Origin of the sequence: Caenimonas koreensis DSM 17982, assembly GCF_009646335.1 — a bacterium.
Classification (GTDB): Bacteria; Pseudomonadota; Gammaproteobacteria; order Burkholderiales; family Burkholderiaceae_C; genus Ramlibacter; species Ramlibacter koreensis.
In genome coordinates this window covers 245,001-257,505 of sequence record NZ_WJBU01000010.1, presented here as the reverse complement: position 1 = coordinate 257,505, position 12,505 = coordinate 245,001, and the positions used below count along the sequence as shown (strand labels likewise).

Below are 12,505 nucleotides of genomic sequence, written 5' to 3'. Positions count from 1 at the left end.
TATTGGTCCTTGGCGTCGAAGACCATGCGTACTGCACGATCCTGCACCTCGGGTGAAAACTTTGACTTCCTCATAATGGCTCAATCTTCTCAAATGAAAGAGCCTCCTCAAATACCGGGGCGGTTCAGTTCAACTCAGTGACCAGCCTGGGGTACTGATCAAGGATGTTGCGGAGTCGCTCTGCATACATCCTTTCATGCTCTCGCGCTGGCGCAAGCAGGTGCGTGATGGCGAACTGTGCGGCGATCTGCCGCCGCTGCAGCCACAGGAGGCGGCGGAACTGCGCCGGCTTCGAGAAGTGGAGCAGCAGTTCAAGCGCCTGCAGATGGAGCACGACATCCTAAAAAAAGCTATCCGGTTTGCCTCCGAACGAAAGGTGAAGTCTTCGCCTTCATCGAGGCAAACCGGAACGCCTTCCCGGTCCAAATGATGTGCGAGCTGCACAGCGTCACTCGCTCTGGCTTCTATGCTTGGTGCAAGCGCCAGCCCTGTCAAAGGCGGCGGGACGATCAAGCGCTGATGGCTCGTGTGCGGCAGATCCACGCCGACAGCCGCGGCTTCTACGGCAGTCCGCGCGTGGCGGGGCAGCTCAGGCTGGATGGCCACGCTGTGGGCAAGAGGCGCGTGGCCAGGCTCATGCGAGAGGCGGGCCTTCAGGGGCGCAGTGCACGTCTGTATCGCCATTCGAAGGTGCTCAAGCGCGCGTTCTTTGCGGGCATGCCTTACCTTCCAGAATCCGCGTCAACGCAGCGCCATGACCAGGTGTGGGTTGGAGACGTGACGTACCTGAAGGTTGCCGGCCAGTGGCGCTACATGGCAGCCGTCATGGACAAGCACTCGCGCAAGATCGTGGGCTGGAGCCTGGGCGCGCGGCGAGATGCAGCGTTGACCAAGCAGGCTCTTCGACGATCGGCCACAAGCCGCAGCGTTAGGCCAGGCGTGGTGTTCCACAGCGACCGGGGAATCGAGTTCGCGAACTTCGAGTTCCGGGAACAGCTTCGCCAATTTGGCATGGTGCAAAGCATGAACCGACCGGGCAAGATGAACGACAACGCGCACATGGAGTCGTTCTTCCACTCGATGAAGGGCGAGGAGTTGTATGGCAAGAAGTTCAACAAAGAGCAGCAGTTGCGCAACACGCTAGCCAGCTACATTCGCTTCTACAACGAGCGTCGGCTACATTCATCGCTGCAATACCTTCCGCCTGCGGCTTACGAGAGTTATGCACAGGGAAAAACCAGTGTCAACTAAACCGGATCAAGTTCCCCCACAACAGCAGGAAGCGGCTTCGCTGCCAGTGTTTGTGACTTGGTCATTCTTACGTTAGCCGTTGTTCCCGCCATCTACTGTTTCAATTGGGGAGAATGAATGAGAGCACTATCCGCGTTTGTCATTGGGGTACTCTTTTGGGGAGCTGCAGTCGCCGACGAAGCAACTCGCAGAGAAACAATCGCGAAGATTGTTGAAGCCCAGGGCCTCACTCAAATGTTTCAGCAACAACTTGACCAGGGCAAAGCATCCGCCAGCGATATTGGAAAGAACATCGTTCAGAAGATGCTAGCTGAGACTGGCGCCCCTAGAGGTCAGACGGACCCAAGGTTGGAGCAAGTTTTTCAGCGCTATTTGGAGCGATGCGCCGCCATGTTTTCCGCCAGGGAATTGGTCGACACTTGGTCGCAATTTTATGGCAAGGACCTCACGGAGTCTGAACTCGATCAAATCCTCGCCTACTATCAGTCTCCGGTCGGAAAGAAGGATGTTTTCGCGTCTCAAACCGCCATGACTGGATTCAGCAAGACAATGAGCGCTCAAGGGCAAGAGCGCCTGAACGCATCCATCTCGCAGTTGATGACTGACTTGAAGACCGCCCTCGCAAAGTGAAAACGGCTAACAAGGCAGTCACCGCGGACGCTCAAAGTCGTTCCGCCGCTTCGCGGCGTCCGCTCCTTGGTCGCCGGTCACACGCACGTTAAACCTCCCAACAGGCACCGATCACTATGAAGCACTTCCCCTCCTTCCTTGCCGCACTTGCGCTCGCGTCGTTCAGTCACTTCGCGGCGGCGCAGACCAAGTTTCTGGAAACTCCGGAGCAAACCAAGCGAGCAGCTGAGGGCATCGTAGCGAGCATGGCGGCTTCGAACATCAATGGTGCGCTCGCCGAGTTCAAACCACTTTCGGTGATCCAAGGGTCTGACTTCGAGGTCTTCAAAGCTCAAGTGGCAGGCGCTCAGGAGAAACTTCTCCGCGAGTTCGGCTTACCTACTGGGTATGAGTACATTCGCCAGGACACCGTGGGAACGCGAGTTCTGAGGCAGCAGTTTGTAGTCTTCCACGAGAATGCTCCGATGGTTTGGAACATAGTCTTCTTCAAGCAGAAGAATGGCTGGGTCATTACCCATCTTCACTTCGACGGAAATTCACTCAGACTCTTTCCGTGAGGTCGTTGCAGCCCGAATGCTCGGCGGTGGCGTGTCTGACATTGGCTTCACGGTGGCAATGGCTGTCGCCAGTGTTGCCGCTCTCGCCATCGTCGCGCCCCGCTTCTTCGAGGGCAAGCAAGACGGTGCGGACTTTTCGGAGGAGATCGAAGCCCTTCACAAGCAAAGCGATGGCCAGGTGAAGAAGCGCAAATGGGAATGAGCGGTAACTGGCCGATCGACACGCGTGCTCGAGTGCTTGAGTGCACTTCGTGCGGTCGCTCCTCGGTCACCGGTCAAGTCCGGCGTCAGGCGTCATGAAGACCACCCTCGTCGCTCTCGCTGCGGCCCTCACAATGACGGGTTGCAACCCAGACCACAGCCTCATGAAGCGCCGGGCCACGGAATGGAAGTCCAAAGCTGACACCGAGATCCCTGCAGGTCGCTCGGTCGAAGAAGCGAGAGCCTGGGGATCCAGGAATGGAATCGTCTTCTCAGACTTGGAAAAACAGCGACAACTGTACGCGATAGTCGAACGAATCCCTGAAAACGGGTTGAGCAGTTATGTCTGCTCCGATTGGTCAATCATTCTCAAAGTCAACCTCACCGCGAGCGGCACGACCGTGAATAATGAGGTTTCAACAGTCGGCACTTGCCTTTAACTGTTGGCCACGCTTGGTGGTCAAGCTTTTTCCCGCGTAGCCGCGAGCGCTAGGGTAAGGAGGTGGAATGGATAAAGCTGAAATCTTTTGTCCGAAATGCGAGGACCGCCCCCGGCCTGAAGATCGATGGGACTGCGTGCCGAGCTGCGGCACTTCATGGAACACCTTTTGGACGCGCGGGGTTTGTCCGGGCTGTGGTGTTAAGTGGCCAAGTACACAATGCATGGCTTGTTGGCAATGGTCTCCCCATGAGTCGTGGTACCACTATCGCGAACCTGAGGAAAGCGAGAGCACCGCAGATGAAGTTCAGAAAACAGAGGCATAAAAAGTCAGTCATGACGGACTTGATACAGCGTCCTGACAGATCAAACAAGACGGATGCCTTACAGCAAATTGCATGAGTTCAATCGCCGCTTTCTTGCCACTTTTGTTCGCTGTCCCGCTGCTGGCGTGCTTTGTGAAGCTGGCCGCACTTCTACTGCGCCGAAGCCGTGTGTCGTGGCGGCATAGTTTCTTGTACGCGGGAATCCTGCTCGTTCTGGCATTTGCCTTTACGTTTGTCCGCTTAGCAGTTGGCCTCGCATCGCCCCCAACCGCATTGTTAGTTCTTGGCGTCGTGCTCCAGTTGTGCATTGGCAGTCTTTTCTTCGCGAAGCGTGGCGTGCGAGCTGACGGTACGGCTCTCGGTCGCGTTGGTGGTGCGCAACTCACTGGCGTGTTCCTCTTGCTGGCAGTGGGCCTCGGATTCGTAGTATCCGTTCTTACTCAGTTGCTCCTGCCCAATGCAACTTAACTTGCCGGTCGACAACGACCTCCGCTTTGAAAGCAGTGCGTTGGTTGTCCCCCAACTCACTGGCCTTCAATTGCGGTGTCGCCTCCTGCGTAGTCAGCAGTTTGAACGCAGCGAAGGTGAACGTATCGTGCAAGCGCTGATGCCTGGCTGGTCACTACCCCATGACTGAGCCCAATCCAATCGCGCCGCCGATCGCCCCGGTTCCCGATCTCGCCGTCGATAGACCGCTCATTGATGGACTTGGCGCCATCACCCTCGCGGGACTATTCGGAGGTCCCTTGGCCGTTGCGTATCTGGTGCGCCGGAATCTTGTCGGACGCGGAAGTGCAGTCTCCCGAAGTTTTGCAAAGCGAGGAAGGGCGGCAGTGACTCTTCACCTGTGCACCGACACGTAAGCGTTGAGCCTCAACACCAATGCCTTCCCCCACAATCCGCGCACTCGCCATCTGCCTCTTCACCCACGACGGAAAAATCCTCGTGAACGGTGCACACGATCCTGTCAAAGGCTTGAGTTTCTGTCGACCGCTCGGCGGCGGAATTGAATTTGGCGAAACTGGTGAGCAGGCCGTCGTCCGCGAGATTCGCGAGGAGATTGGGGCCGAGGTCACCAATCTCAGATACCTCGGCACGCTCGAAAATATCTTCACGTACTTGGGCAAGCCTGGTCACGAGCTCGTGCGCGTGTATGACGGCCAACTCGCAGACAGCTCTCTTTACGACCGTGCCTTCATCACCGGTGTGGAGAGTGACGGGCAGCCGTTTCGCGCCGAGTGGCGCACGCTTGAATCGTTTGGTCCGGAACTGCCGCTGTTTCCTCATGGGCTCATCGATCTACTAGCCACCAAGGAGGCGGGGACTGCGGTTTAGCATGTCGGTCAACACGGCGGCCCACAATCGTCCACTCGCTACGCTCGCACCTTGCCGCGGTCGCCAGGTTTGCTCACGTTAACTCTCATGTAGCGCGAACTTCAGCTACCCACCCAGTTCAGATCTGTGCTTGGTCTGCCGCATAGCCACGACTACCACATGGGCGTCCGCACAGGCCGCCTTTGTCGAAAAACTACATCGTAGTTATACTTGGCCATGAGTGACCTCAAGTTCGAGTGGGATCCAAGGAAAGCGGCGGCAAATGCGAAAAAACACGGTGTGGGCTTCGACGAGGCCAAGTCGGTTTTTTCTGATGAGCGCGCAAAACTAATTGACGACCCGGATCACTCCGATGAAGAAGATCGCTTCGTCCTTCTCGGTCTGAGTGGCGTGCTGCGCATGCTTGTGGTGTGTCACTGCTACCGCTCAGAAGGGAATGTCATTCGAATTATTTCCGCTCGGAAGGCGACCGCCGGGGAATCTCGGCTCTACCCATAAGGTGCACTATGCGCAAAGAATACGACTTCACAGGTGCGAGGAAGAATCCCTATGCATCGCAGTTGAAAAAGCAGATCACCATCCGCCTCGATGGTGAGTCCATCGACTACTTCAAGTCAATTTCAGAAGAGGTCGGAATTCCGTATCAGAGCTTGATCAACTTGTACCTGCGTGATTGCGCCACCTCGCACAGAAAACTCAATTTGAACTGGAAGTGATCGGTGAGGTTGCTCATAGGTGGGTGAACAGGTCGGTCCAAACGGATGGCTTCGGCGCCCGCTGACCTCCATCGGCCTTGCCTGGAGATTGATACGCAAACGTTCTCAGTCGCGCTATTTAAATGACCTGATGTTTCAACTGCAAGTTGGGCTCGACATGAGTCCGGAGTGGTCATTCATGGAACTGGCGCTTTGCCTCGCTGAAACTCCGTATAAGCCGCTTGACTACGCCAACCCCAAGATCGCTACGCAGGCGCTGTTCGCCTCGAATGCGGTCCTTGCGAAGGCAGCGCGGGGGGTGCCTTAATTTGACACGCTGAACCAACCAAGATAAATCCATCCCCAGACATGAACGACTTGAAGTGGTCCGACAAAGAGAAGCGCGTCGCGCGCCAGGCCTTTGAGGTGGCGTTAGCCGCAGAACTCGCAGAGCTCATCGCCGACTTCAAGGTTCGGGCAGCGGCCGCGACTGAACCGGATGACCTGTGGGCCATTGAGGAGCACCTGCGGCAGCGGCGCAAGGAGATTGATTGGCAGTACGACTATCGGTATTCCCAACTCATTTTCATCTTCGCGCGATTGCTTCGCGACGGCCGCATTCGAGAGGATCAATTGTTCGGACTGTCGGAAGTGAAGCTCTCACAAATCCGGCGTCTTGCGTCACCCGAGTGAGTCCAGCGACACTGACCTATCGAAAGGTCGCACTCCATGTCCGAACGTTCAGGCGGTTGCCATTTGGTCCGGCAGTGCGCCAGATTGGGCTTGTCTGAATTCAGCGCTTGCGCGCATCGACGGCCAACCACCCTCGCCCAAGCCACCCAGCCTTTAGCAGCCGCTTAAACCCCCACTCTGCGATGTGTAGACTGCCACACAAGGAGTCCCACATGGCAACCAATCTCGCTCTCGATCCTGCCTTGCTCGACCGCGTCGTCGCCGTCAGCGGTGAGCCAACCAAGCGCGCAGCGGTCACGCTGGCCCTGAAAGAATTCATTGCCAGGCGCGAGCAAAGGCGTGTCGCAGAGCTGTTTGGCAAGCTGGAATGGGACCCGTCCTACGACTACAAGGCGGAGCGTTCGAGGTCATGACGCTTCTGGTCGATACCAGCGTCTGGTCTTTGGCATTGCGGCGCGATGGTCCGGTTGAATCCAAAGAAGTCATTGCCCTGCGCGAAGCTCTCGATGGCGCTGATTCTGTCGTCACGACAGGCCTGGTGCTCCAGGAACTGTTGCAGGGATTCAGTGGCGCCAAGGCATCCGAAGCGATCCTTGACCGATTCGGCGCGTTGCCATTGATTCAACCCGACAGGCAAGATCATGTCGCGGCTGCTGAGGTTCGAAACGCCTGCCGAAGAGGCGGTGTGCACATCGGCACTATCGACGCGCTGCTTGTCCAGCTATGCGGTCGTTACGACTTGACGCTGCTGTCCACAGACAAAGACTTTGCTCACGCGGCCCGGCACATCCCCTTCAGGCTGTGGGGTGGTGCGTGAACACTCCCGATCACGCCTCGTTTCTCGCAACTCACCAGCCCATGAATCCAGCCACCGTCACCGTTCAGGCTCTTTCCCCGCAGTTGCTGCCGGACTTCCTTCGCTTCTTCGACGGCACTGCTTTTTCAGACAACCCGAAGTGGTCGTCGTGCTATTGCCAGTGCTTTTATGAAGACCACTCGCAAATCAAATGGGCCGAGCGCACAGCGCCCCAGAACCGCGCGCTTGCTTGCGAAAGGGTGCAGGCCAACCTGATGCAAGGCTATCTGGCCTACAGCAACGGCACACCAGTGGGCTGGTGCAACGCAGCGCCTCGCAAGCTGCTCCACGCGCTTGACAGCGAGCCCGTGCCAGATGGCGAGCACGTCGGCACCATCCTCTGCTTTCTCGTGGAGCCGAGCTTCAGGGGCCGGGGCGTTGCGCGGCAGTTGCTGGAGGCAGCATGCGCAGGGCTTTGCGGCCAAGGGCTGCGGGTTGTCGAAGCCAACCCGCGCAAGTCTTCAACGTCTGCAGCCGAGAATCACTTTGGCCCGCTCACGATGTATCAAGCCGCTGGGTTCACGGTGCATCGTGAAGACACGGACGGCAGCGTCTGGGTCCGGCGGGCGCTCTGATGAGCATTCGCCCCATCACACCTGCCGATATTCCGGCTCTATTCCACGTCAGGCCGCGCACGCGCGAGAACGCCCTGACGCTCGATGAGCTTCGCGCCCTGGGCATCACGCCAGAGAGTGTCGCAACATGGCTCGAAGGCTCGACGTGCGGGTGGCTGTGGCAAACGCCCGCCGGCGAGGTGGTTGGCTTCTGTATGGCCGAGAAGGACGCAGGCGAACTACTCGTGATCGCCTTGCTGCCCGAGTACGAAGGCCGCGGCATCGGCGGGCAACTGATGCAACACGCTGAGAGCTGGCTGGCCCAATCAGGCCGCACCAGAGCTTGGCTCACCACCGATATCGATCCAACGCTTCGCGCCTACGGGTTCTATCGGCATCGCGGTTGGACCGACTGGAAAATTGAGCGCGGGATGCGCTGGATGGAGATCACGCTTCCAACTGATGTTGAGCGTTAACCTCTTACCATTCAACACATGCAAAACGTACTCACGGGCAAACGCATCCTCGTCACGCAGGCCAGCGAATTCATGGGGCCGGCGTTCTGTGACGTGTTTGCAGAGCAAGGCGCTGACGTTGTCCGAAGCGAAGCGGCGCTCACTGAAGTTGGTGCAGCAGAAAAGGTCATTGCCGATGCCGGCGCCATCGACGTCCTGGTGGCCAATCTCTCCATACTCGCGCCCAGCACACCGGCTACGGAAGTGGGCGATGCCGAGTGGCGCGATGTTTTCGCTGCACTTGTCGATCCTCTGCCGCGTCTGATCAAGGCTGTCGTTCCCGTGTTCAAGCAACGCGGCGGTGGGCGCGTGCTGGCCATCGGAAGTGCATCGGCGTTGCGCGGCATGAAGCGTGCATCGACTTACAGCGCTGCTCGCGGTGCGCAGCTTGCCTACGTGCAGGCGGTGGGCGTTGAGCTGGCGCCGCAAAACATCCAGGTCAACGCCATCGCGCAGAACTTCGTCGATAACCCAACTTACTTTCCGCCAACGGTTCAGGCCAACCCCAGGTTTCAGGAGCGCCTGGCTCGTGAGGTTCCGCTGGGCCGCCTGGTGGCAGCGCGTGAAGACGCCCTGTTCGCGGCGTATCTCTGCAGCGACGCAGCGAGCTGCTTTGTGGGCCAGGTATTCCCGTTGTCCGGCGGCTGGGCAACGCGCTGAAAGCGATGTTTGATATGCGCCGATTTGGTCTTGCCGCAGCATTCTTCCTTTGCTTTGCCGTAGCAGGCTATGGCGTTGCCGTGTATGGCCTTGGCCCCAGCGGTGCGCGTGTGCACCCGGACATGCTGGCGAACTTCCAGGCCCACCCAGTCGGCATCACCACGCACATTCTTGCTTCGGCGTTGGCGCTTGTGCTCGGCCCTTTCCAGTTCAACACCCGCCTGCGAGCGCGGCGGCCTGCGCTGCATCGCTGGATGGGGCGCATCTATCTCGGTGTTGCCGTTCTGGTGGGCGGCATAGCGGGCCTCTATATGAGCTACTACGCGTTTGGTGGCTTGCTCGCCAAATCGGGTTTTGCCACGCTGGCCTTGGGCTGGCTCTACACGGGCGCGATGGCCTACGTAGCGGCAAGAGCGCGTGATTTCAACGCCCACAGGCGCTGGATGATCCGCAACTTTGCGCTCACGTTCGCGGCGGTCACGCTGCGGCTTTACCTGCCGCCGGTTTTCATATTCCAGCTGCCGTTCGAGCAGGCGTATGCGCTCATCGCATGGGTCTGCTGGGTGCCCAACTTGGTGGTGGCGGAGTGGATCATCAGGAGCACCGCGCGCCAGCAGGCAGTGCTACCATTTCCCACATGAAAGTCGAAACAATCCGTCGCGAGGCGCTGTCGCTTCCTGTCGAACAACGCGCGGCATTGGCAGAGCAGCTCTTATCGAGCCTTGACGCACTGTCCGAAGGTGAAGTTGAGCAGCTTTGGTTGCGGGAAGCGGCCCGCCGCGCGGAAGAACTGGATCGTGGTTTGACGAAGCGAGTTGCTGCAGACGTCGTGCGCCGCGAGGCTCAAGCCCTGTTGAAGTGAGTTATTTTTTCGCCGAGGCTGCACGGGTTGAACACCTTGAGCACGTGGCCTACTATGAGGCGCAGCTTCGTGGACTCGGCAAGCGCTACCTTGCTGCCTTTGACGCAGCAATGGTCAAGGTGTGCACAAATCCAGAACGTTTCCCAGTCGAATTGCCGCCTGGCATTCGGCGTTATCGGGTCCCAGGATTTCCGTTCAACATCCTCTACCGCCATTCGGCCTCAGGCATTTAAGTTCTTGTGGTCGCACCGCATCGCCGCCGCCCCGGCTATTGGCTCGGCCGGCTCTGACGGTTCAAGGAATACGGGCACCCATTTGCAGGTAACTGCCTCATGGCGAACGGTGCACGCCGGAAGTCGTTTCAGGCGCTCTCGCGCATGAAGACCACTCTGGTGCTTCTTCCCGGCATGGACGGCACCGGTGATCTCTTTGCTCCTTTCATCGCCGCCTGGAAAGGGCCGGTGCATGTGGTCAGATATCCCACCGATACCGCTCTGAACTACCAGGAGCTAACGGCGTTTGCGCGCAGAGCCAATATGTCCAAGCCGTTAAAGCTCACCCATGCCAAGCCACTTCAGGCCGCATGAATACCATCCACACCACCCGCTGCACGCTTGAACCGCAAGTCGAAGCTCATGCCGAAGAGATGTTTGCTGTGCTGTGCGACCCGGCGATCTACGAGTTCGAACGAGTCCCGCCGCCGTCCGTCGAGCGGCTGGCCGCTGGGTACAGGCTGCGGGAGTCACGCGTCTCGCCCGACGGTGACGAAAAGTGGCTTAACTGGATCGTGAGGCTTTCGAATCAGGAAGTGGCTGGCTACGTTCAAGCCACGGTCATGGAGTCTGGTGAGTCACTTGTCGCTTACGAATTTGCCAGCATGCACGGGCGCCAGGGCATCGGTAGCGAGTGTTGAAGGCGCACGCGCCCGGCATGTGACCTGACCCCTGCCCTTGTCGGCCCCATTGCCGCATACCGGAATTTGCCTCACCATTTGCGTCACACCTCATCAAAACGCCTCGTTCGTCTGTTCAGGAGTTTTCAGTGCACATCACTACATTCGCTGCGCGAGCAAAAACGAAACGCATCCTCGCAAACGCGCTTGCAGCGCTCTCGTTTATTGCGTGTTCCGCAGCCGCTGCCCAAGACATCCTGCGAATTCCGACGTCGGCCCCCGTCAACGGCCAACCTTTTGTGGAAGGCGTCTTTGCGCAGCCCGTGGGCGCAAAGACCGACAAGCCCAATCCCGCAGTCATCCTCATTCACGCGGGCGGTGGCTGGGAAGTTCCGGTCACCAGCCAGTACGCAAAGGCGCTCAACCAGGCTGGTTTCGCAACGCTCGAACTGCGTCTGTTCAAAAACGAAGCCGAGCGCGCGCCAACTCGAATGGGCTACTTACAAAATCTCTACGACGCGATGCGATTCCTGGGGCCGCAGCAGAACATCAATCCCGAGCGCATTTCTGTCGCAGGATTTTCTTTCGGTGGCATTCTTGCTTTGACTTCAGCAACCTCATGGGCCTATGAACGGTTTGGGCGGGGCACCGGCACCCGCTTTGCCGCCCACGCGCCGTTCTACCCACTCTGTTACGGCTATGCAGCGTTTGCCAAGGCCGCCCGGGCCACTGCCGACTTGCCTGCGGACTTTATGGTGCGGTGGACCGGAGCACCGGTTCGAATCTTTGCAGGCGGCAAAGACGACTACGACGATCGCGACCCGAAGGTTTGCGATGAACTCGTCTCCCTTGTTCCTGAGCCGCAGCGCAAAGTCATGTCCGTGACCCTGTACCCGGACGCGACCCACGGCTGGGACCAACCGAGTGCAAGCTTCTTTGAAAAGCTGGCTTGCAAAGGCCGCGGCTGCATGAACCGCAATGTTGCCGATGCTGCACTCACGCAAAAGAGCATTGCGGAACTCATTGAGTTCGTGTCGGCGCAGGCGCGCTGACTGTTCTTACCCCTGGTGTTGGCGGCACCGCCCCTTTTTGCACCGCCTCCATCTGAACGCAGACGCAAGGAAGTCCATCGTGCCCCGGCTCCAACCACAACAAGGTCTGGTCGTATTCGCCAAGAACAAGAAGCGCGTCAGCGCGTTCTATCAGCAAACTCTGGGCCTTGAGGTTGTCGAATCGGACACCTCACACGACCTGCTGCACGGCCATGGGTACGAGGTAGTCGTCCACACGATTCCCCGCAAATACGCAGCGACCATCACAATTGCGAAGCCGCCTTTGCCCAGGGACGACACGCCGTTCAAACCGACTTTTGTGGTCGCGGATCTGGCGCAGGTTCGCACTGCGGTTGAAGCAACCGGCGGCTATCTCAAGCCACTAGCGGCTGCCTGGCACTTCCGCGGCCATGCAGTGCTTGACGGGTGGGACCCCGAAGGCAACATCGTTCAATTCAAGCAGGCCCAATAGCTGTTTTATCGTTTGCAACATGACGAAATACCTGATCTCTTTTCCCGGGGCGGCCATGAACGTGCCGCAAGAAGACTTTGCCGAAGTCGGCGAAGCAGCGCGCACTGTCATCCGCGAGGCGAAGCTTGCCGGCGTCTATGTATTCGCAGGCGGCATCAACGATGCCGCGCCGCCGCTGATGGTTGCAGCCGACGGTGCAGTCAGCCACCAAACCTATCCGCAGACGCAGGAATTGAACGGCGGCTTTTGCGTGCTGGAGCTCCCTTCGCAAGACGCCGCCATTGAATGGGCCGCAAAGATCGCCAGGGCCTGCCGCTGCTCGCAGGAGGTGCGTGAGTTCGGGTATGACCCTGAGAGTTGACCGATACCAAACAGAGCGCCTCGCCCTCAGCCAATGGACGCGGGATGACCGTGATCGCTTCGAGCTCGAGCGCCATTGCCTCTACAAGATCACGCGTGAGCAGTGGGCAGCAAATACCGCCCTTTCAGGCTCGATAACACGAAACTGAAATTCC

Annotated in this window: 23 protein-coding genes and 1 pseudogene; 23 read left to right on the top strand and 1 reads right to left on the bottom strand. The window is 58.5% G+C overall.

Annotated features, from left to right (window positions below):
• Positions 1 to 139: 139 nt before the first annotated feature.
• The 6 genes and pseudogenes from GHT07_RS21495 to GHT07_RS12300 form a co-directional block, all read left to right on the top strand.
• Positions 140 to 430: pseudogene (locus tag GHT07_RS21495) on the top strand (transposase); the annotation flags it as partial.
• A complete protein-coding gene (locus GHT07_RS12320) occupies positions 394 to 1,251 on the top strand; it encodes an IS3 family transposase (protein WP_323740910.1) in 858 nt (285 codons plus the stop codon). The pseudogene GHT07_RS21495 and the gene GHT07_RS12320, both read left to right, overlap by 37 nt.
• Positions 1,252 to 1,368: 117 nt before the next feature.
• Complete coding sequence (locus GHT07_RS12315; RefSeq protein WP_153585367.1) at positions 1,369 to 1,881, top strand: DUF2059 domain-containing protein; 513 nt, start codon at positions 1,369 to 1,371, stop codon at positions 1,879 to 1,881.
• A gap of 116 nt (positions 1,882 to 1,997) precedes the next feature.
• Complete coding sequence (locus GHT07_RS12310; RefSeq protein WP_153585366.1) at positions 1,998 to 2,438, top strand: hypothetical protein; 441 nt, start codon at positions 1,998 to 2,000, stop codon at positions 2,436 to 2,438.
• Between the two features lie 31 nt (positions 2,439 to 2,469).
• Positions 2,470 to 2,640, top strand: coding sequence for a hypothetical protein (locus GHT07_RS12305; protein WP_153585365.1), 171 nt, complete (start codon positions 2,470 to 2,472; stop codon positions 2,638 to 2,640).
• A 94-nt stretch (positions 2,641 to 2,734) separates the two neighbouring features.
• Positions 2,735 to 3,079 carry a hypothetical protein gene (locus GHT07_RS12300; RefSeq protein ID WP_153585364.1) on the top strand — a complete coding sequence of 115 codons (345 nt, stop codon included), beginning with the start codon at positions 2,735 to 2,737 and terminating at the stop codon, positions 3,077 to 3,079.
• 601 nt (positions 3,080 to 3,680) lie between these two features.
• Here GHT07_RS12300 and GHT07_RS12295 read toward each other — a convergent pair.
• Entirely contained in the window at positions 3,681 to 3,887 is a 207-nt protein-coding gene (locus tag GHT07_RS12295; protein WP_153585363.1) for a hypothetical protein, read from the bottom strand.
• Positions 3,888 to 4,286: 399 nt separating this feature from the next.
• On the opposite strand from GHT07_RS12295, the gene GHT07_RS12290 reads away from it, so the two are divergent.
• The 17 genes from GHT07_RS12290 to GHT07_RS12210 all read left to right on the top strand — a co-directional run bounded on the left by GHT07_RS12290 (position 4,287) and on the right by GHT07_RS12210 (position 12,351).
• The gene (locus GHT07_RS12290; RefSeq protein WP_153585362.1) at positions 4,287 to 4,739 is read left to right on the top strand and encodes an NUDIX hydrolase; all 453 of its coding nucleotides are present in this window, start codon (positions 4,287 to 4,289) and stop codon (positions 4,737 to 4,739) included.
• Positions 4,740 to 4,955: 216 nt separating this feature from the next.
• Positions 4,956 to 5,237: a BrnT family toxin gene (locus tag GHT07_RS12285; RefSeq protein ID WP_153585361.1), complete on the top strand. Its 282-nt coding sequence runs from the start codon at positions 4,956 to 4,958 to the stop codon at positions 5,235 to 5,237.
• Positions 5,238 to 5,245: 8 nt separating this feature from the next.
• Positions 5,246 to 5,455, top strand: coding sequence for a BrnA antitoxin family protein (locus GHT07_RS12280; RefSeq protein WP_153585360.1), 210 nt, complete (start codon positions 5,246 to 5,248; stop codon positions 5,453 to 5,455).
• Positions 5,456 to 5,585: 130 nt separating this feature from the next.
• On the top strand, positions 5,586 to 5,762 hold the full coding sequence (locus tag GHT07_RS12275; RefSeq protein WP_153585359.1) for a hypothetical protein: 177 nt from the start codon (positions 5,586 to 5,588) through the stop codon (positions 5,760 to 5,762).
• A gap of 41 nt (positions 5,763 to 5,803) precedes the next feature.
• The gene (locus GHT07_RS12270; protein ID WP_153585358.1) at positions 5,804 to 6,127 is read left to right on the top strand and encodes a hypothetical protein; all 324 of its coding nucleotides are present in this window, start codon (positions 5,804 to 5,806) and stop codon (positions 6,125 to 6,127) included.
• Positions 6,128 to 6,339: 212 nt separating this feature from the next.
• The gene (locus GHT07_RS12265) at positions 6,340 to 6,540 is read left to right on the top strand and encodes a type II toxin-antitoxin system VapB family antitoxin (protein ID WP_153585357.1); all 201 of its coding nucleotides are present in this window, start codon (positions 6,340 to 6,342) and stop codon (positions 6,538 to 6,540) included.
• Positions 6,537 to 6,944 (top strand): type II toxin-antitoxin system VapC family toxin, encoded by a 408-nt coding sequence (gene vapC, locus GHT07_RS12260; protein ID WP_194792920.1) that lies wholly within the window; start codon positions 6,537 to 6,539, stop codon positions 6,942 to 6,944. The genes GHT07_RS12265 and vapC overlap by 4 nt, the downstream gene beginning before the upstream one ends.
• Before the next feature lie 41 nt (positions 6,945 to 6,985).
• Complete coding sequence (locus tag GHT07_RS12255) at positions 6,986 to 7,558, top strand: GNAT family N-acetyltransferase (RefSeq protein ID WP_194792919.1); 573 nt, start codon at positions 6,986 to 6,988, stop codon at positions 7,556 to 7,558.
• Positions 7,558 to 8,013, top strand: a complete 456-nt coding sequence (locus GHT07_RS12250) for a GNAT family N-acetyltransferase (RefSeq protein WP_153585354.1) — start codon at positions 7,558 to 7,560, stop codon at positions 8,011 to 8,013. Before GHT07_RS12255 ends, GHT07_RS12250 begins: the two co-directional genes overlap by 1 nt.
• An 18-nt stretch (positions 8,014 to 8,031) precedes the next feature.
• Positions 8,032 to 8,712, top strand: coding sequence for an SDR family NAD(P)-dependent oxidoreductase (locus GHT07_RS12245; RefSeq protein WP_153585353.1), 681 nt, complete (start codon positions 8,032 to 8,034; stop codon positions 8,710 to 8,712).
• A gap of 14 nt (positions 8,713 to 8,726) precedes the next feature.
• Positions 8,727 to 9,353, top strand: coding sequence for a DUF2306 domain-containing protein (locus tag GHT07_RS12240; protein WP_153585401.1), 627 nt, complete (start codon positions 8,727 to 8,729; stop codon positions 9,351 to 9,353).
• Positions 9,350 to 9,574, top strand: coding sequence for an addiction module protein (locus tag GHT07_RS12235; protein ID WP_153585352.1), 225 nt, complete (start codon positions 9,350 to 9,352; stop codon positions 9,572 to 9,574). The genes GHT07_RS12240 and GHT07_RS12235 overlap by 4 nt, the downstream gene beginning before the upstream one ends.
• Before the next feature lie 377 nt (positions 9,575 to 9,951).
• Positions 9,952 to 10,161, top strand: coding sequence for a hypothetical protein (locus GHT07_RS21490; protein ID WP_228488314.1), 210 nt, complete (start codon positions 9,952 to 9,954; stop codon positions 10,159 to 10,161).
• Entirely contained in the window at positions 10,158 to 10,487 is a 330-nt protein-coding gene (locus GHT07_RS12225; RefSeq protein WP_153585351.1) for a GNAT family N-acetyltransferase, read from the top strand. Before GHT07_RS21490 ends, GHT07_RS12225 begins: the two co-directional genes overlap by 4 nt.
• Before the next feature lie 128 nt (positions 10,488 to 10,615).
• Positions 10,616 to 11,518 carry a dienelactone hydrolase family protein gene (locus GHT07_RS12220; protein WP_153585350.1) on the top strand — a complete coding sequence of 301 codons (903 nt, stop codon included), beginning with the start codon at positions 10,616 to 10,618 and terminating at the stop codon, positions 11,516 to 11,518.
• Between the two features lie 79 nt (positions 11,519 to 11,597).
• Positions 11,598 to 11,990 (top strand): VOC family protein, encoded by a 393-nt coding sequence (locus tag GHT07_RS12215; RefSeq protein WP_153585349.1) that lies wholly within the window; start codon positions 11,598 to 11,600, stop codon positions 11,988 to 11,990.
• Between the two features lie 19 nt (positions 11,991 to 12,009).
• The gene (locus tag GHT07_RS12210) at positions 12,010 to 12,351 is read left to right on the top strand and encodes a YciI family protein (RefSeq protein ID WP_194792918.1); all 342 of its coding nucleotides are present in this window, start codon (positions 12,010 to 12,012) and stop codon (positions 12,349 to 12,351) included.
• Positions 12,352 to 12,505 lie beyond the last annotated feature (154 nt).